Source organism: Mycoplasma imitans ATCC 51306 (assembly GCF_000518305.1).
GTDB classification, from domain to species: domain Bacteria; phylum Bacillota_I; class Bacilli_A; order Mycoplasmatales; family Mycoplasmoidaceae; genus Mycoplasmoides; species Mycoplasmoides imitans.
On record NZ_JADI01000004.1, the window covers coordinates 38,399 to 58,534 of the forward strand.

The window sequence follows — 20,136 nt, forward strand, 5'->3', positions numbered from 1 at the left end:
TATAAAGTTAGATAATAAATATATAGACATTTTCAAAAGGTAATTAAAAATGACTCCACACATTAAAGCGAAAAAAGAAGAGATTGCTAAAACAGTAATCATGCCAGGTGATCCATTACGTGCAAAATGAATTGCAGAAACTTTTTTAGAAAACCCTAAATTAGTTAATGAAGTAAGAAATATGTTTGCTTACACTGGTACATACAAAAATAAAGAAGTAACAGTTATGGGACATGGTATGGGAAACCCTTCAATCGGGATCTATACTCATGAACTTTATAACTTTTATGATGTTGAAAATATCATCCGTGTTGGTTCATGTGGTGCTTTAGTTAAGGATGTTAATTTAGGCGATGTGATCTTAGAAAGTCAAGCATATAGTGAATCGCCCTATGCGATGTTAATTGGTGTTGATGTGGTTAATAAAACAAATTACCCTTCAAAGAAATTATTAGATTTATCAAGACAAACAGCGCAAGAATTAAAGATGAAATATCACGAAGGTTTAGTAATCTGTGAAGATGCGTTTTATCAGACCTTATACACACCAAAAGAAGCAAATGAAAAATGAAAAGCAATTGCGGTTGAAATGGAAGGATTTGCATTAAATGCAAATGCAACAAAAGCTAAAAAACATGCAATGACTATTTTAACTGTATCTGACTCATTAATTACTCATGAATCAATGAGTCCAGATAAAAGACAAACTACATTTAAGAATATGATTGAATTAGCACTTAATGTTGCTACAAAACTATAAAGAATATGAGCATTTTAGATTTTAATCGATTAATCGATCACACTAACTTAAAACCCAACGCGACATACGAAGAGATCGAAAGACTATGTCATGAAGCAATTGAACATAATTTTTTCAGCGTTTGTGTTAATCCAGCTTACATCAAAACAGCTAAAAAGATCTTAGCAAAATCACCAGTAAAAGTATGTACTGTTGTTGGTTTTCCGTTAGGTCAAACATTTACCGAACAAAAAGTTCACGAAGCTAAAACATCGATCAAAATGGGTGCAGATGAAATTGATATGGTGATTAATATCTCAGAATTAATTAATGGTTGTGCTTGTGTAATTGATGAGATTAGACAAGTGAAAAAAGTGTGTGGTGAAAAAGTTTTAAAAGTAATTGTAGAAACCGCTTTACTAACAGAAGAACAAATCGCAAAAGCGACACTAGCATGTATTGATGCTGGAGCTGATTTCATTAAAACATCAACAGGTTTTTCAACTCGAGGTGCTAGCTTAAACGATATTAAGATTATGAAAAAAGCAGGTCAAGATAAGATCCTAATCAAAGCTAGTGGAGGAATTTCAACTGCTCGAGAATTAGTTGAATTCGTCAAGACTGGTGCTGATCGAATTGGAACATCGCGTTCAGTTAAACTGATGGAAGAGTTGAAAACATTGGATTTAGCTAAATAATCAAAAAAGCTATGAATATTATTGAGATCATTGAGAAGAAAAAAACAAAACAAGTTTTAACTAAAGAAGAAATCGGTTATTTCATTGATGGTTGTGTAAAAAAAACAATCCCTGATTACCAGATTAGCGCATTATTAATGGCGATTTGGTTCAACGACATGAATCAGGACGAGTTATATTACTTAACTGATTTCATGATTAAATCAGGAAAAACGTTAAATTTTGAATCAAATAATAAAAAATTAATCGATAAACATTCAACTGGTGGTGTTGGTGATAAGGTATCAATCGCGCTTGCACCAATTTTAGCATGCTTTAATTTCAAAGTAGCTAAGATGTCTGGAAGAGGGTTGGCACATACAGGTGGAACGATCGATAAACTAGAAGCAATTGGTGTAGATTGTTTTATTAGTATTGATCAAGCTAAAGAAATTCTTAAAACCAATGATATGTTTATCATTGCTCAAACTAACGATTTAGTTTTGGCTGACAAAATTTTATACGCACTAAGAGACGTTACCTCAACTACAGATTGTTTAGATCTAATTGCTTCATCAATTATCTCGAAAAAATTCGCACTTAATTCGGATTATATTTTCATCGACATTAAGTATGGTTTAGGAGCGTTTTGTAAGACGGTTGAACAAGCTAATGAATTGAAAAAACGTATGCTTAATTTAGCTAATAAGTTCAATCGTCATTTAAAATGTGAACTAAACGATATGAATGAAGTGCTAGGTAATAGTATTGGTAATGCAATTGAAATTAAAGAAGCGGTTGCTTATCTAAAAAACGAATTAGCAGCTAATAATTCATTCAAGCTTTTAATGGATAATTTGATTGCTGAAATTTTAGTTGAAACCAAACAGTATAGTGATAAAACACAAGCATTAATAGCACTAAACGAATTATTAAAAACAACCAAACCATTTGATAAATTTATCAGTTGAATTAAATCACAAAAAGGTGATTATCAAGCAGTTATTAACGATACATATTTTCACCCGAAATATGAATATATTCTTAAAGCAAAACAAAAAGGGAATATTAAATATAGTTCACCAGTTGATTTAGCAATGGTTTCAGTTGAATTAGGTTCTGGAAGAATGGTTAAAGATCAACCAATTGATTTCCAAGCTGGAATCTACTTACACAAGAAAAATGATGATCAGATTAATGTTAATGAACCAATTATGACCTTGTATTCATCAAAACCAATTAATCAATCAATCATTGATAAAGCCAATCAAACAATAAGATATGAAACATAACGAATTATTGCAACTATTAAATAAAGCTTATTGTGTTTATTCTAACTTTCATGTTGCTTGCATTCTAGTAGATGATCAAGATAATGAACATAAAGGAGTAAATGTTGAATGTGCATCCTACCCAGTAAGCCTATGTGCTGAAAGAAATGCGATTGGTAGTATGATAACTAACAATAATTCTGATCATTTACCAACGATTAAGCACATTCACTTAATGACAGATTCAATTGATAAGAACTCTTCACCTTGTGGAATGTGTCGCCAGGCATTATGAGAGTTTAGTGATGATAATACTTTAGTTACGATCTACTATAAAGATCAGACCAAAAAGACTTATCAGTTCAAACAATTATTACCATTAGGTTTTAATAATAAAGCGCTGAATACTAAATAATTTTTTTTAAGGAATAAGAACTATGAATAATATTGTTAAATATTGATTAGCTCATCCAAAAGTAAGCGATGAACTAAAAGAACAGATAAAAGCAATGTCAGAAGAAGAACTAGCATATGCTTTTAGTGAAAAACCATTAGGTTTTGGGACGGCTGGAATCAGACAAAAGATGGGCCCTGGATACCAATATTTAAACCACTTTACATATGCGCAAATGGCATTTGGTTATGGTCGTTTTTTAATTGATAAATTCGGTTATTCACCTAGATGTATTATTGCGCATGATAACCGTAAAAACGGTGTTCATTTTGCAAGTGTGATAACTGACGTATTGACTTCAATGGGTATTGAAGTTTATTTATTTGATAATAATGCGATCACTTCAACACCAATGCTATCTTATGCAATCCCAAGATTTAATGCTGATGGTGGAATTAATGTAACAGCATCTCACAATCCAAAAACCGATAATGGTTTTAAGACATACAATGAAAAAGGTGCACAACTTTTAAAAGAAGATGGCCAAAAGATCATTGATTTCATGCCAAAAAGCTATGAAATCTTAAATCTTGAATATGAACCAAACGATCGTTTGGTTAAGTTTATTACTGACGATGTGTATGATCGTTATTTTGCTGATATTTATCGCGATCTATACACAACTGATCACAAAGAAGTTAAAGACTTTAAAGTGGTATTCACTGCTCAACACGGAGCTGCATCATACTGATTACCAGAGATGCTAAAAAGATTTAATTACAACGTTATTCCTGTAAAAGAACAATGCAAGTATGACGAAAACTTCACATACACAAGAACACCTAATCCAGAAGCCAGAGAATCTTGAGATTTAGCAGTTAAGTATGCTGATCACTACGGAGCTGATATTATGCTAGCTGCAGACCCTGATGCTGACCGATTAGCAGTTGCTGTAAGACACAAGAACGAATTTAGGTATTTCAGTGGTAATGAAATAGGAATTATTTTCTCATACTACATCTTAAAACACAAAAAACTAACTAAACGTCCTTATATCGTTTCATCATATGTATCAACTAATTTAACTGATCGTATTATTGCTAAATACAACGGTGTGGTTTATCGCGTAGGCACTGGATTTAAGTGAATTGGTAATAAAGCAATTGATCATAAAGACAAAGAAGATTTCATCTTAGGTTTTGAAGAAGCGATTGGTGCACTACCTACAACAATTGCTTCAGATAAAGATTCGTTCCAAACTTCAGCACTAGCTTTAGAAATTCACAATGAATGTCTAAAACGTGGGATTACTATGGTTGATTTCTTAGAAAGAGAAATCTACCCACAATTTGGGTTTATTCATAACGATACGATCACAACACTAATTAATGATTTAGATTGGAAGAAAAAAGCTAACAGCTGAATGGAAATGTTTAAAAAATACAACCAATCTTATATCAATGATCGCAAGATTGTAACGATCAAATGAAATGAAGATGGTGATTGTTTAGACTGGATTTTAGAAAACGATTCTTGAATCAGATTTAGACTTTCAGGTACTGAACCGAAATTTAAATTTTATTATAATTTCTATGGTAATTCGCTAAAGCAATTAAAACACGAAGCAGACGAGATAACAAAAACGCTGAAGCGATACATCGGTTTAATTAAATAACCAAATAGAATAAATTAATATGAAAAGATACATATTCGGAAATTGAAAAACATATAAAAACATCAAAGAAGTAAAAGACTTCTTTAGTGTTTTGAATAAAGCAAAGTTAACTAAAACACAAGATGTTGTTTTTGGTGTAGCACCAGTTTTTGTTTATTTAAGCTTAGCAAATGAACTAAAAAGATCTGAATGTTTAGTAGCAGCTCAGGATGCTAACTACGTAATGAATAAAGCAAACACTGGAACTGTTAGTTATGAACAACTAAAAGACATTGGTGTTAAGCATGTAATTGTCGGTCATTCTGAAAGAAGAAAATTATTTCACGAATCTGATGAAATGATTAACCAAAAGGTTAAGACTTTATTAGAAAATAAGATGACACCAATTTTATGTATTGGTGAAACATTAAAACAATACGAAAAAAAACAAACCAAAAACGTGCTTAGACGTCAATTACAAAAAGATCTTAAAGAGATTGACAGCGCACTTTTTAAAAACTTAATTATTGCTTACGAACCAGTTTGAGCAATCGGAACAGGTAAAACTGCATCAAGTGAAATTGCTCAAGATGCAATCGCTTATGTAAGAGAAGTATTAGCTAGATTATCTTCAGATGCAGTGGCTAAGAAAGTACCAATCCTTTATGGTGGTTCAGTTACTCCTGATAATGTATCAGAATTATTAGCACAAAAAGATATCAATGGAGCACTAGTTGGTGGAGCTTCATTAGACCCACAAAAATTCATTCAACTAATTGAAGCAAACTAAACTATGAAAAAAGCACTATTAATGATTCTTGATGGTTATGGAATTAGTAACCACACCCACGGTAATGCCGTTAAAAATGCACACACACCACATTTAGACAGTTTAATGAAGGATAATCCGACCATTATGCTAGGAGCTAGTGGTGAAGATGTTGGTTTACCAAAAAATCAGATTGGTAACTCTGAAGTAGGTCACTTAAATATCGGAACTGGTCGAATCATCTACACTGGTTTATCTTTGATTAACAAAGAGATTGAAGATAAAAAATTTTTTAATAACCAAGCGTTATTAAATGCAATCCAACATGCTAAGAAAAATAAATCTAAATTACATATTTTAGGTTTAGTATCTAAAGGTGGGGTACACTCTCATATCAATCATATCTACGCGATTATGGAAATGGCACACCAACACGGTGTATTAAGTGTGTTACACATCTTTGGTGATGGTAGAGATGTTCCGCCAACACAATTATTATCTGATTTGGATGAGTTATTAAGAAAAGCTAAAGCAACTAACACTAAAATTGGTAGTATCTCTGGTAGATTTTATGCAATGGATCGTGATCAAAGATGAGACCGTATCGATTTAGCTTATAACAATATTTTATTTAACACCGGTAAAAGTTTTGATGAGATCAAAACTTATGTAGAACAATCTTATAAAGATAATGTAACCGACGAATTTATCGTTCCAGCTTACAATAGTAACTACAAGATCGATCAAATTACAATTCAAGACAATGATAGTGTTGTGTTTGCTAACTTCAGACCTGACCGTGCAAGACAATTAAGTCATTATATCTTTGGTTCTAATTACTATGATAAAAACCCAGAGATCAGAAGAAACAATCTATACTTTGTAATCATGATGCAATACGAAGGAATTAATCCTTCAGCAATCTGTTACCCACCTAAGATTGAAAAGAACACCTTGGGTGAAGTATTAAAAGACGCTAAGAAAAAACAATTAAGAATAGCTGAAACTGAAAAATACGCTCACGTAACTTTCTTCTTTGATGGGGGTGTTGAAGTTGAATATGAAAACGAAGACAAAATTTTAGTCCCTTCTAGAAAAGATGTTAAGACTTATGATTTAGCACCCGAAATGTCAGCAGAAGCGATCGTTGATCAATTATTAAAAGTTTATACGAAATATGATCTAACAGTTTTAAACTTTGCTAACCCAGATATGGTTGGACACACTGGTAATTACGAAGCAACTCTTAAAGGTCTAGAAGCTTTAGATGTACAAATCGGTAGATTGTTAGCTGATGCTAAAAAAAATAATATCACTGTATTCTTTACAGCAGATCATGGTAATGCAGAAGAAATGATTGATGAAAACAATCAAAAAGTTACTAAGCACACAACTAATGTTGTTCCGTTTAGTATTACCGATTCGTCAGTAAAATTTACTAAAAAACAGGGTATTTTAGCTAACGTTGCACCAACAATCTTAAAATACTTAGGAATAGCTATTCCTAAAGAGATGGATCAAGAATCACTAATTTAATCTATTTTTGATCAAAATTAGTCGTTTGGTTTTTATAATTAGATAAATGGATAATAAGAATTGTGTTATTAAGTTTGAAAACGTATCGTTTTCATATAATTCAAAAAAACAAGTACTAAAAAACGTATCTTATGAAATTTATGAAAAAGAATACGTTTGTATCGTTGGTCATAATGGGTCTGGAAAATCAACAATGTCAAAATTGTTGACTGGGATCTTAAAACCACTTGCAGGTACGATCTATTTATTTGGTTATGCCATTTCGCGCGACAACATTAAGTTTTTACGCGATAACGTTGGGATCATTTTTCAAAACCCTGATAATCAATTTATTGGAATTACTGCTGAAGATGATATTGCCTTTGGGCTAGAGAATCGTAAGATTCCCCGTCAAGAGATTAAAAGAATAATCGAATCTGTAGCAGATCGAATAGGAATTAAAGATATCTTGAAATTTGAGCCACACAAACTGTCTGGTGGACAAAAACAACGTGTTGCAATTGCTTCAGTTTTAGCGATCAACCCAAGTATTATCTTATTCGATGAATCAACATCAATGTTGGATCCTAAGGGTAAAAAAGATATTAAGAGTTTTATGCTCCAACTACGTAATCAGGGTAAGACTGTAATCTCGATTACCCACGATATGGAAGAAGTAGTTAATTGCGATCGTGTGTTGGTTATGGATCACGGAAATTTAATCAAGCAAGGTAGTCCTGATGAGATTTTTAAAGACAAACAATTTTTAAAAGATATCAATTTAGATATCCCTTTTACTTTAGACTTAGCAATGCAATTAAATGAGTTGGATGAGAAAATTGATTCGACTTTAAGATATAAGGAATTAATCGATAATATATGTTCAAGAGTTGATCAAAAAGATTAAAGTATACACCAGCTCCTTTAGTTGATAATCAGGTATTGCGTGCTGAAGGATTAAAATGTGTTTTTGATGAAAAAACTTCAGAGGAGTTTTGGGCACTTAACGGAATTGATTTTACCTTTGAAAAGAATAAGATTTACTGTATTATTGGTAATTCTGGGAGTGGAAAATCAACTTTAGTTACCCACTTTAATGGTTTATTAACATCAAAATACGGAACGTTATCTATTCGTGATTTCAAGAACAATCACGATATTGTGATCTCACCTAACACAAAGAAGATTAAAAATTTCAAGCGGTTAAGAAAGATCATCTCGATGGTGTTTCAATTCCCCGAATACCAGTTGTTCAAAGACACGGTACAAAAAGATATTATGTTTGGTCCTGTTGCTCTTGGTGTTCATAAAGAAGAAGCAGCAAAATTAGCTAAATTCTATCTTAATCGAATGGGCCTTGATTCTTCTTATTTAGATGTGAGTCCATTTGAGTTATCGGGTGGTCAAAAACGAAGAGTGGCGATCGCTGGAATCTTAGCAATTCAATCTGAAATTATCATTTTCGACGAACCAACTGCAGGTTTGGACCCTAAAGGTGAAAGTGAGATGGTTGATTTGATTCTTGAATCAAAAAAAGAGAATAAAACCGTAATTGTAATTACTCACCAGATGGAAAAAGTGCTAGAGATTGCTGATGAAGTAATATTATTAAACAAAGGTAAGATCTTAACATCTGGATCTCCTTATCAGATTTTCACCAATCCCGAAATCATGCAAACAACATCAATCGCACTACCTCATGTTGTTCAAGTAATTAATGACTTGTCATTAAAAAATCCTGTGTTTAAAAAACTGTATGAGTACGAACCAAGAACTGTTAAAGAGTTAGCAAAAGCAATAAATGAAGTAATTAATAACTATGAAAAACGCAATTAATGGGTATATATTAAGCAATTCAGTTGTCCACAAGACAAATCCATCAATTAAGTTGATGATTTTTATTGCTTTTGTTGTAATTATTTTTTTACCAACCGGACTAATCTTCCAGTTGATCGTTTTATCAATTATCTCATTGATTTTTGCGATCTCAAAACTACCGTTTAGAATCTATTGATCAACACTAAAAACGATTATCATAATGTTTTTATTCTTGTTTTTGATCAACTGGTTTACCTATCGGAACCCTGGATTTTTAAACATATCAGTATTAGCAAATAGCAAGCATAATTACATTTTAATTGGTAACTATAACGATCATTCTGTGGCTAATCTTTATGATTTTGATTTTTTCAAATCACAAACACCAATGATCATGAACACTAAAACAAAGATGTTCATCAGCTTTGATGATGTGCTAAATTTAGTTCATGAAAAAAGAACTGATCTAACACCATTACAGTTACAAGAATTTTTTAGAATCGCCGTCCCCAAAGTTGCTGGAGCACAACTAAAACAATTTGATTTCAATCCAACTAGCTTAGTATTAAAACCGGTTTTAATCTTTGAATGATACGCATTAAGTTTTAAAACTTTATTTATTACTTTATCAATTGTTTTAAAAATCTTCATGATGATCTTATTAGCAACAATATTAACATCATCAAGTACATCAATTGAATTAACATTTGGAATTGAACAACTATTATCACCATTAAAATTACTAAAAGTCCCTGTTAATTCATTGGCGATGACAATTAGTATCTCAATTCGTTTTGTGCCTTCATTATTATTAGAATCACAAAGAATTCTAAATGCTCAAGCATCAAGAGGAATCGACTTTAAAAACGGTAATACGATCGAACGAATGCGTTCATTGGTCTCATTAATTATTCCAATGGTTTCAATTGCGTTTAGAAACGCGGGTGAATTAGCTAATGCAATGGACGCAAGAAGTTATAACCCAAGATTTGCAAGAACGAGATACCGTATCTTTAAAGTTCATGCACTAGATCTTGTTGTTTATACGTTTTTAATGATCTTATTAGGATTCTTTATCTATGTAGCAGCTTCAAGAATCTTATTTGGTGTGTTTGGTTCACCAGAATGAATGACAATTGGTTTAGGTGAAAACGTTGGCCAAGTTTAATAAAAACGTTTTAATTAATATCTCTTACCATGGAACGAAGTTTCATGGTTACGCCGTTCAAAATCACTATGAAACGGTACAATCCAAACTACAAGACGCATTAGAATGGATCTATGAAGAAAAGATCTATGTGAATGCTAGTGGACGTACGGATAAAGGTGTTCATGCGATTAATCAATATATCAGTTTTTATATTGATGATCGAATTAGTTTAGAAAAACTAAGAGAGATCTTAAACCGTTATGGACAAAACAAATGATACATTAAATGGATTAAAGAAGTTGATCGCAGTTTTCATGCACGCTTTAGTGCAAAAGCTAAGACTTATCTTTATCTAATTGATTATTGTGCTAATAATCCATTGTTTTATGATCATGCTTGGGTAGTAAATTTTAAATTGGATTTCGATCTAATCAAACAAGCGATTCCGATCCTTGAAGGCACACATAATTTTTGATCGTTCTCAACTGCTGATAAAGATAAGGGTTTAAGAACAATTCATAAGATTGATTTTAAACAACAAGGAAATAAGATTTATATTTATGTCACTGGTGATGGCTTCTTACGGTCAATGGTAAGAATGATTGTGGCTGCGCTTTATAATATCGGGATCAAAAAATATGATCTAAATCATCTCAAATGATTATTAGAAAACCCCAAAAAAGGAAAAGCGGTTACAAAAGCTCCAGCTAGTGGGTTATACCTATATGAAGTTTATTATGAATAAGTATTTGCTTATTCATTTTTTTTAAGCTACAAAAGAAAAACAGATATATTTTTATCTTGTTTTGCAGATATTCCTAGATAACAATTTAATATTTTAGAATTGTTATAGTAACAATTGCCATGTACGTTAAAAATAATCATATAATCTTTGGTTTATCATCCGCAAAAAAATTAACCGATTCAATTTGCAAAAGATTAGCTATTGAACCAGGTGAGATCACGATTCAAAAATTTGCTGATGATGAAGTTTTTGTTAGACCTGACTGCACTCTAAGAGACAGAGAAGTTATTTTTATTCAATCAACAAATTCACCAGTAAATGACAACTTGATGGAATTGTTAATTGCTATTGATTCTGCAAAAAGAGCATCAGCAAAATCAATTACTGCATTAATTCCTTATTATGGTTATGCAAGACAAGATCGTAAATCTGCAGGTAGAGAACCAATTACTTCAAAATTAGTAGCCGATCTAATTACTAAAGCAGGAGCTACTAGAGTAACATTAACTGATATCCACAGTGATCAAACTCAAGGTTTTTTTGATATCCCAGTTGATACTCTAAAGGCATCTTTTGTTTTATTATCTCACGTATTAGTAGATAACAAAATTGATGATCTTGTAGTTGTTTCGCCGGACTATGGTGGTGTTAAAAGAGCGAGAAAAATTGCAGAATCTATCAACGTTCCCTTAGCGATTATTGATAAGAGAAGACCAAAACCTAATGTAGCTGAATCAATTAATATTTTGGGTGAAGTTAAGAATAAATGTTGTATTATCGTCGATGATATGATCGATACTGGTGGAACGATTATTTCGGCTGCTAAATTACTAAACAAGCACAAAGCTAAAAAAGTTTTAGTAATGGCTACACACGGTCTGTTCAATAAAAATGCAATTGATTTGTTTGATGAATGTTACAAGAAAAAAGAAATCGATAAGATTTATGTAACGGATACAATTGATCAAACAAAAAACAATTTACAAGACAAAAAAGAATTTAAAGTAGTTAAATTAGACCACTTTTATAGTTTAGTTTTAGACAAATACATCAACGGTGGTTCGATTAGCGAAGTTTATTCACTTTATCAAGAATGAGTAAAATCACCAGATCTAAAGAATATTCTAAAAGATATAGAATAAACGAAATTATTATTGTTGAAGGCAAAACCGATACAGTTAAGCTTAAATCGCTCTTTGATTGCGAAACCATAGAAACTAACGGATCAGAGATATCTGATCAAACTATTAATTTAATTAAAGAATTAAGTCTAAGCAGAGGTGTTATCTTATTTTTAGATCCAGATTATCAAGGTAAAAAGATTAGAGCAAGACTGATTAAAGAATTAAAACAATATAAAGAAGCTTTTATTGATTTAGATCAATTAAAAGATTCTAAGAAAAAAGGAATAGCAGAAGCTAACGATCAAGTAATTTTATCTGCTTTTAATAATTTAATTAGTTTTGATGAATGTATTAAAAAATCTATTACTTGAGAAGAATATTTATCCTTAGATTTAAACACCAAAAACAAAAGATTACAGTTGTGCAATAAACTTAATATTCCCTATGGAAATAACAAAAGTTTATTTCGATATTTAAATCTTCTTAAAAAGAATTTTAGCGAGCTAAAAAAGCTTATTTCTGAAACTTAAAATAATCAAAATCGACGGCAATATTGACTAATTCTTTATTGTGTTCTTTATTAATTTGATTAACTATTTTTTTTAATAAAATTGCATCTTTTTGATCTTTAGACAGCTCTTGATAAATATTAATATTAGGAATAAACTTATATTTATTAGTGATGTTATTAAATGAGATGCTAATGTTAGCTACTAAATGGTTATTATGTAATCTTTCAAACAATTCAGTAGCTTTTTTATAAAACAACGTTCTTTTGTCTAAAAATTGTTTAAAACTAAATGATAATGACCTAACTTTTTCCGTTTTTAATGAAACTGAAACGCCTTTTGCTAAAAAATTGTGATTTTTTAATCTAGAAAAAGCTTCATCAAATAATTCATTAAAAATCTTTAGTAAAGATTCATAGTAACTAACTTTATATCTTATGTTTCTAGAAACTGAAATTGATTTTCTTGAACTTCTTTCGTAATCAACAAAACTGCTTCCTTTTCCGTTAGCGTGATTATAATGAGTTCAAAACATATTTTTGAAAATATCGATTAATTTTTCTTTATCTTTAAATTGTACAAAATTACCGATGTTTTTGATATTTAATTGATTCAGAACAGGTATTTTTGTAGAACCAATTAAATACATTTTTTTAATATCAATGGGTCATAATTTTTCCTCAATTTCATCTGGTCAAATTTCATAAATACCATTTGGTTTATTTTGATCAGAAGCCATTTTAGCTAAAAACAAATTTGAACTAATACCAATAGATACCGTTAATCTTGTTAACTCGTAAATTTGTTTTTGAATTTTTTTAGCCAAATCAGCAGCATCCATTTCTGGATTCTTTTCAAGTATGCTCGTTACATCCATATAACACTCATCAATTGATGCAACTTCCATTTTATTAGAAACAAAATCCCTTAAATATGAAAAAACATAAGACGACACTCTTTCGTATTTTGGGTAATCTACTTCAGCAACTATTAATGATGGACACAGTTTTTTAGCTTGAAAAATAGGCATAGCTGAGCGTATGCCAAATTTTCTAGCAATATAGTTTGCACTTGAAATAATCGACCCTTTTGATTTAGATCCCACAACTAACGGTTTGTTGTTATATTGGGGATTAAAATTCTCTTCAACTGAAGCAAAAAAGGCGTCAAAATCGATGTGAAAAATAATTTTTCGGTCCATTAAAAACAATAATTTAAATATATATTAAATTATTAGAAAAATTATTAAAAAGGCCGTTTGAAACTGCTAAAATTGCTTTTATAATTTAATTAATAAGCACGCCAAGAAAATGCGCTATGAATGAAACCAATTCAAGATCTTCTGAGTTTTATCATGTTAAAAACCCTTTAATTTCTATCTTAATTCCTATATATAATAATGCTAAGAATATAGAAATTACGGTTAGTTCAGCTCTGTTTCAAAGCTATAAAAACGTCGAAATCATCTGCATCGATGATTGCTCGAATGACAATTCATATCAAGTGCTAAAACGGTTTGAAACATTAGAACAAAATATCAGAATTTATCGCAACTCAGTTCAGAAGGGTAGAGGTTTTGTTTATGATCAACTGGTGAAATACGCATCAGGGCATTTCTTTATGTTTTTAGAAACACCAAACACTCTTAACCAAGATGCGATCAAAAGCATGGTTTCAATCATTGAACAATTCACAGAAATCGTTATGGGTAGAAACATGGTAGGTAACTCGGCTAACCCCATGAAAGGTGTGTATGACATTCCAACAAACGATAAAAAAATGTCTGATCGAAATTCGGTCGATTACATATTTGGCAATTCTTTCTATACTCAAGGAATGTTAATTAAAAAGAACTTTTTTGAAGCTCTTGATATGAAGTTTGGCAAAAATCCATACATACCAGATTTCTTTATTAAATATGATTTATTAGCCAACTGCGACTTTTTTAGAGTTGTATGAAAGCCTACAATTAATTTTGTTGAATGCGACAATTACTATGATTTAGAGCGTTTTAAATTCTTAGATGCTAAATATCGTTACATCTTAAACGAATACCCTAAAATGGTTGAGTGGTTCAGTAATTATGTGTCAATTAAAGACCGATTAAACGATTTTAAATCTAGTATAATTACCAGTATAATAGATCAAGTAAGAATTGAATATCGCAGTTCAGCTTTGCCTGTTAAAGATAAGTTTGAAAAACAAATTATCATTCCGTTAAGAAACCAATATGTGGCTTCTAACTACATTTTCAAGGTGCCAAACAATCTAAGAGAAAGATTAAAAAGTGGTGAAAATAAGCGATTGTTCAGATAGTTACTAAATTTTAAAAAAATGGTTATTAAGTCGATTTATCAAAACAAGCCCTTTCCTAAAAACGCAAATTCAATCGTTAATAACTTTAGATTTTTAATGTTTGATACAGTCAATAACAATTTTATTGGCACAGCTGCATACGGATTTGGTGCAGCTAGTTATCTTTATGTTTTATTCCGTAACTATTTTGTTATGGATATTAATAATGTTGATGCCAACTATAATGATAAGTTGGTAGTATCAAAACAGATTGGTGGGCCCAATATTAAGGCGTGTTTTTATTTATTAAAACACCCCGACATTAAGTTGGAAGATTTAGTTAACTTTTCTTATGAAAGGCCAGTACGAAATCTATATGATTTTTCAAATCATCAGCCAGGATATAATCTAGCATATGCAGTTGGTTTAGCAATCGATTCAAAACTAGCAAACAAAGCATCTCACGACACGATTACTAATAAGATTTATTGCGTTGTTAGTACAGCTGATTTAAATTCAAGCTATGGATTATCAGCACTAAGAACCGCTGTTAATCAAAATTTAGATAATTTGATTATTATTTATAATAATAATCATTTCGAAGAGCGTGGATCGAATGAAGATTATTTAGTTACCGATTTTACGGGGATTGTTAAAGATATGGGATTTAAATACATCAATATCTTTAATGGTAACAATCTTGATAAGATTGATGCTGGTTTTCATTACGCAGTTAATGCTAAGAAACCGGTTTTTGTTGATATTAACACGATCGTTGGGCACGGTTGTGATGATGCTAGCACAAAACAAACATTAAGAAGTTCTTTGACCCAAGAACAACTTAATGACTTGATGAAACGTTTAGAATACAGCGGTGAGGAATTTAGTGTTCTTTATGAGAGTGCTAATGATATTTATCCAACTATCACTGAACGGATCAATAGATTAAAACAATTAATTAACGATCAACTAGATACACTTAAACAAGAAGATAAAGTAATTCCTAGCTACTTAAGTGAATTTAAAGACTGACAAATCTCATTAGATCAGATTAGTAGTGATGAGCCGCTAGTTAAATTTAAAGCTAGCTTGATTAGATATCAACCTAACAGTGTTTTATTACACGTTAGCGATCACGATGATGAATTAGAAGACGAAATTAAATTAATTGATCCTAGTCGTATTGTTCTGTTGGGTAATTGAATTGAATTAGCGAATGTGATTGCTAAAGCTATTGCTGATAATAAGATTCACTTACCAGTGATTAGTGCAGATATTAATTTAATTTCTAAAACAATCCCATCTTTTAGTTTTTATCAAGATGAAAGCAAGGTTTTATATTTAGTTGATAATTGTAAAGAGTTATCAACTAAATATACTAACAGTTTGCTTGATTTTATTTCAGAACAAAAAAACGCAGTTGTCTTACAACCTGGAACAAACGAAGAATTAAAATACACGATTGGTAATTTTGGTAGCAAAAACAAAGATAAAACTTATCTTGTTTTACCTTGTTCAAACGAATTGATTAGTTCTGAAGTGAACGAAATTACGTTTGCAGGTTATGAACTTTATAGCGATAGTTATTCTACAGTAAATATTGTAACGACAGGTAGTGATCTAATCAAGGCGTTAGATTTTCGTCAAAAATTGTTAAAAAACAATATTTCAGCAAGAATTATTTCGGTAATCTCGCTAACAGATTTTGATCAAATTGATGCAGTATCAAAATCAGTGTTACTAAATAATCTGCCAAGTTATTTCATTTCAAGAGCGCAAAATAAAGCTTGAGGTTATGTGTTATCACAAAACCAACCTGAAGTTGATCATGAAGCATCAAACAAATCAACTAATTTCAAGAAAACCAGACGTGCACAAAAAAGTCATAATAAAATAAAAACATTAGATAATAAATCTAAAGTTGATGGTTCAAATGAACAACTTCTTAAAAAAGAAGCAAATCATCAACAATCTTTGTTATGTTTGCAAAATAAAGTTGCCAACAAAAACAACGAAAATGGTTTAAAATCAAATATTGATTTAAGTAATAAGGATCACAAAAACAAATAATTAGGAGTTAATAACATGGTCTTAGGTTTAGCGTTAGGTTTAAGTATTCCTTTATGTTTAATCGTAGGGGCACTTGTGGGATATTTCGTATCAATGAAGGTGTTCAAACGTCAGATGCGTAAAAATCCACCGATTACCGAATCTCAGATTCGAAGTCTTTACGCCCAAATGGGACGAAAACCTTCAGAAGCACAGATCAAACAAATGATGCGTGCTTATACTAAGGAAACAAAATAACGATCATGAATCGTTTTATTAAAAGTGCAACTAGTTTAAAAGACTGCATTAACGATTCTAAAAAAGAGGTGTGCTTAATCGGTCGCTCTAACGTTGGTAAATCGACTCTTATCAACGGTCTAGCTAATGCAAAGATAGCTCAAACATCAAAAACACCAGGACGAACAGTTACGATGAACTTTTATGAGATTAGTAATCAGCGAATTGTTGATCTCCCTGGGTATGGTTATGCGCGAATTAAAAAGTCGCAAAAAGAAGAGATCTCATTATTTTTAAGCGATTATTTAAATCATCGCAAGAATTTAGTAGGTATCTTTTTGATCTTAGATCTTGGGGTGATTACTCAACAAGATATTGAGATTGTAAGGTTATTAACCACCTTAGATGTTGAGTATTATATTGTTTTTAATAAAATCGATAAATATCCCAAGTCGGCTTATCAAAACAACAAAGATAGGATCTTAGAAGCTCTTAAAGTCAATGAAGACAGAATTATCTTAATCAGCGCAAAAAATAAACAAAATTTAAATAATTTGATGCTGAAGATCATTGATGTGATATCTTAATTATTTTTTAAATTATGAAGCGATTAAAAAAGATTGATTTAAACGAAAAATACGATCATAAAAACGTTAGTGATGGTGTAGTTGATTTTTGGTTAGAAACAGATTATGCTAACCAAGATTCGGATTTCGCCAATCCAAACGCTAAACCTTTTAGCGTAATTATGCCCCCACCAAACCTAACAGGGATCTTACATATCGGGCATGCTTGGAATCTGTCAATTCAAGATCTAATTGTTCGTTATCAAAAACTGGTGATGGGTAAAATTAACTGAATCCCTGGAACTGATCATGCAGGGATTGCAACCCAAACTAAATTTGAATCAATTCAAAGAACTAAAAATATTGATTATCGTAAAGATGATCGAGTTACTCACTTTAACAATATTTATAATTGGTCGCAAGAATCTTCAAAAAATATTAAGAATCAAGCTAGATCATTAGGTTTAGCACTTAATTGGAAAAAAGAGAAGTTTACTCTATCACCTCAATCAAACAAATACGTTTTAGACGTATTTCTTAAGTTGTATGAACAAGGTTACATAACTAAAAAGTATACGCTTGTTAACTGAGATACGAAACTAAATACTGCAATCTCAAATATCGAAGTAATTAATAAAGAAACTCGCCAAAAACTTCATTACATTAAGTATTTCTTAGAAGATAGTAATGATTATTTGGTGATTGCAACAACTCGTCCAGAAACGATATATGCTGATACTGCAATATTTGTTAATCCGAATGATGAAAGATATCTTAAGTATCACAACAAGAAAGTAATCAACCCCTTAAATGATAAGAGCATCCCGATCCTTGTTGATGAATACATTGATATGGAATTTGGTAGTGCAGTGATGAAATGTACTCCTGGTCATGACTATAATGACTACGCATTATCAAAAAAACATAACTTAGAAGAGTTAAGTTGTATTAATTACGATGGAACCTTAAACGAATTAGCTTTAGAATTTAACGGCGTTGACGCTTATAAAGCCAGAGAATTAATCGTTAATAAGTTAATTAACGAAAAAAAATATATTAAATTTGAAGAAATCATCAGTAATGTTGGTTATTCAGATCGTTCTAATACGATTATCCAACCGTTGTTATCTAAACAATGATTTTTAATCACAACCAAGTTTGTTGATGAGATTAAAAATTTAGTTAACAACGAAGAAAATATCAAGATCTATCCAAAAAGATTTTCAGATACGATTAATAACTGATTGGATTCAAATCAGGATTGATGTATTTCACGTCAATTAGTTTGAGGTCATCAGATACCCGCTTGGTATCACAAGGATAATCCTGATGATATTAAAGTAAGCATTAGTTCGCCTGGTGATGATTACATCAGGGATAGTGATGTGCTTGACACTTGGTTTTCTTCAGCACTTTGACCACTAATCTGTTTTGATGAAGGAATTGATGATAAAGAGTTTAATGATAATTTCCCAAATTCGCTTTTAGTAACTGCTTATGATATCGTATTCTTCTGAGTATTAAGAATGATCATGATGTCATGGTTATTAAAAAAATCAATTCCGTTTAAGGATTTATTATTGCATGGTTTGATCTTAGACGAACAAAACCGTAAGATGTCTAAATCACTTAATAATGGAATAGATCCAATCAAGGTTATTGAACAATATGGTGCTGATGCTTTAAGATTATTTTTAACATCAAACACTTCACCAGGTGAAGATGTTTCATATAATTTGGAAAAAATGAATGCAGCAGCTTCATTTTTGAATAAGTTATGAAACTTAGCTAGATATCTAAAATTAATTGACACATCTAAATTAACTAACAAACCTTTAGACAGTTTAGATCATTGAATTATCAATCGTTTCAACGATGTTAATGCGGGAATTCAAGATAAATTAAAAGAATATCGTTTCGCATTATCAAACAAACAGCTAAGTGATTTTATCTGGGATGATTTTGCTAATGTTTATATTGAGTTAAACAAAAAAGCACAATGATCTAAAGCTAAATTTGATTTAGCTAATCAGATTTTTAGAAATCTTCTAATTATGCTTCACCCTTCTGTTCCGTTCATTACCGAACAGATCTATAATGCTTATGAGTTTGAACACGCTAAGCCTTCAATTATTCTTGAAAAATGACCTAATTTAATTGAAAATAAAGCTAAATCAACAGTTTTTGATAATATCTTCAACATAATTATTAAGATTAGAAATTTTAAACAAAGTTTTGATTTAAAAAACAAAACAGAGTTGGATGTACTTTATAAAAATGATGTAAGCTATATCGATGATCTAGCTAAGTATTTAAAAGCCGAAAATGTTAACTTAATTAAGATAAGCGATCAAAAAGTTGATGATTTATTCTTAATCGCTTCAGATGATAATGAGTTTTATGTGGTTTATACCCAAGATAAGACTAAAGTTATCGATAAGTTAGTTGCTGAGATAGCTAAACTTGAAAAAGAAGTTGAAAGAAGCTTAAATATCGTTAACAATGAAAATTTCAAAAACAAGGCTCCAAAAGAAAAATATGAAGCTGAAGTTAAGAAATTAAACAACTATCAAGAAGAACTTAAGTTAAAACAAGAAAAATTGAATTCTTTAAAATAAGAATTT

General features: G+C 30.9%; 19 protein-coding genes. 18 read left to right on the forward strand and 1 reads right to left on the reverse strand.

The window, feature by feature from the left end:
* Window positions 1-49 precede the first annotated feature (49 nt).
* From deoD to rnmV, 13 genes are all read left to right on the forward strand, one after another.
* Complete coding sequence (deoD, locus tag P690_RS0100205) at window positions 50-760, forward strand: purine-nucleoside phosphorylase (protein ID WP_027121799.1); 711 nt, start codon at window positions 50-52, stop codon at window positions 758-760.
* A 5-nt stretch (window positions 761-765) separates the two neighbouring features.
* Window positions 766-1,437, forward strand: coding sequence for a deoxyribose-phosphate aldolase (gene deoC, locus P690_RS0100210; protein ID WP_027121800.1), 672 nt, complete (start codon window positions 766-768; stop codon window positions 1,435-1,437).
* A gap of 11 nt (window positions 1,438-1,448) precedes the next feature.
* Window positions 1,449-2,708, forward strand: a complete 1,260-nt coding sequence (locus P690_RS0100215; RefSeq protein WP_027121801.1) for a thymidine phosphorylase — start codon at window positions 1,449-1,451, stop codon at window positions 2,706-2,708.
* On the forward strand, window positions 2,698-3,102 hold the full coding sequence (gene cdd / locus P690_RS0100220) for a cytidine deaminase (RefSeq protein WP_027121802.1): 405 nt from the start codon (window positions 2,698-2,700) through the stop codon (window positions 3,100-3,102). Before P690_RS0100215 ends, cdd begins: the two co-directional genes overlap by 11 nt.
* Window positions 3,103-3,124: 22 nt before the next feature.
* Window positions 3,125-4,756, forward strand: coding sequence for a phospho-sugar mutase (locus tag P690_RS0100225; protein WP_027121803.1), 1,632 nt, complete (start codon window positions 3,125-3,127; stop codon window positions 4,754-4,756).
* Between the two features lie 19 nt (window positions 4,757-4,775).
* Window positions 4,776-5,525, forward strand: a complete 750-nt coding sequence (gene tpiA / locus P690_RS0100230) for a triose-phosphate isomerase (protein ID WP_036459389.1) — start codon at window positions 4,776-4,778, stop codon at window positions 5,523-5,525.
* Window positions 5,526-5,528: 3 nt separating this feature from the next.
* A complete protein-coding gene (gene gpmI / locus P690_RS0100235) occupies window positions 5,529-7,040 on the forward strand; it encodes a 2,3-bisphosphoglycerate-independent phosphoglycerate mutase (RefSeq protein WP_027121805.1) in 1,512 nt (503 codons plus the stop codon).
* Window positions 7,041-7,086: 46 nt separating this feature from the next.
* Entirely contained in the window at window positions 7,087-7,926 is an 840-nt protein-coding gene (locus P690_RS0100240) for an energy-coupling factor transporter ATPase (RefSeq protein ID WP_027121806.1), read from the forward strand.
* Window positions 7,899-8,855, forward strand: a complete 957-nt coding sequence (locus P690_RS0100245; RefSeq protein ID WP_027121807.1) for an ATP-binding cassette domain-containing protein — start codon at window positions 7,899-7,901, stop codon at window positions 8,853-8,855. The genes P690_RS0100240 and P690_RS0100245 overlap by 28 nt, the downstream gene beginning before the upstream one ends.
* Complete coding sequence (locus P690_RS0100250) at window positions 8,839-10,005, forward strand: energy-coupling factor transporter transmembrane component T family protein (RefSeq protein WP_027121808.1); 1,167 nt, start codon at window positions 8,839-8,841, stop codon at window positions 10,003-10,005. The genes P690_RS0100245 and P690_RS0100250 overlap by 17 nt, the downstream gene beginning before the upstream one ends.
* Window positions 9,983-10,732: a tRNA pseudouridine(38-40) synthase TruA gene (gene truA, locus P690_RS0100255; protein ID WP_245576626.1), complete on the forward strand. Its 750-nt coding sequence runs from the start codon at window positions 9,983-9,985 to the stop codon at window positions 10,730-10,732. Before P690_RS0100250 ends, truA begins: the two co-directional genes overlap by 23 nt.
* A 119-nt stretch (window positions 10,733-10,851) precedes the next feature.
* Window positions 10,852-11,874 carry a ribose-phosphate diphosphokinase gene (locus P690_RS0100260; RefSeq protein WP_027121810.1) on the forward strand — a complete coding sequence of 341 codons (1,023 nt, stop codon included), beginning with the start codon at window positions 10,852-10,854 and terminating at the stop codon, window positions 11,872-11,874.
* Window positions 11,826-12,386, forward strand: coding sequence for a ribonuclease M5 (gene rnmV / locus P690_RS0100265; protein WP_027121811.1), 561 nt, complete (start codon window positions 11,826-11,828; stop codon window positions 12,384-12,386). The genes P690_RS0100260 and rnmV overlap by 49 nt, the downstream gene beginning before the upstream one ends.
* On the opposite strand, the gene P690_RS0100270 is transcribed toward rnmV, so the two are convergent.
* Window positions 12,370-13,566: a Y-family DNA polymerase gene (locus P690_RS0100270; protein ID WP_245576628.1), complete on the reverse strand. Its 1,197-nt coding sequence runs from the start codon at window positions 13,564-13,566 to the stop codon at window positions 12,370-12,372. The genes rnmV and P690_RS0100270 overlap by 17 nt on opposite strands.
* Window positions 13,567-13,682: 116 nt before the next feature.
* On the opposite strand from P690_RS0100270, the gene P690_RS0100275 reads away from it, so the two are divergent.
* From P690_RS0100275 to valS, 5 genes are read left to right on the forward strand one after another with little or no spacing between them, the layout of a single operon-like run.
* Window positions 13,683-14,681 (forward strand): glycosyltransferase family 2 protein, encoded by a 999-nt coding sequence (locus P690_RS0100275; protein WP_027121813.1) that lies wholly within the window; start codon window positions 13,683-13,685, stop codon window positions 14,679-14,681.
* An 18-nt stretch (window positions 14,682-14,699) separates the two neighbouring features.
* Window positions 14,700-16,730, forward strand: a complete 2,031-nt coding sequence (locus P690_RS03880) for a thiamine pyrophosphate-dependent enzyme (protein WP_084318487.1) — start codon at window positions 14,700-14,702, stop codon at window positions 16,728-16,730.
* Window positions 16,731-16,745: 15 nt separating this feature from the next.
* On the forward strand, window positions 16,746-16,967 hold the full coding sequence (locus P690_RS0100285; RefSeq protein ID WP_027121814.1) for a YneF family protein: 222 nt from the start codon (window positions 16,746-16,748) through the stop codon (window positions 16,965-16,967).
* 5 nt (window positions 16,968-16,972) lie between these two features.
* Window positions 16,973-17,533: a ribosome biogenesis GTP-binding protein YihA/YsxC gene (yihA, locus tag P690_RS0100290; protein ID WP_027121815.1), complete on the forward strand. Its 561-nt coding sequence runs from the start codon at window positions 16,973-16,975 to the stop codon at window positions 17,531-17,533.
* 14 nt (window positions 17,534-17,547) lie between these two features.
* Window positions 17,548-20,130, forward strand: coding sequence for a valine--tRNA ligase (gene valS, locus P690_RS0100295; RefSeq protein WP_027121816.1), 2,583 nt, complete (start codon window positions 17,548-17,550; stop codon window positions 20,128-20,130).
* Window positions 20,131-20,136 lie beyond the last annotated feature (6 nt).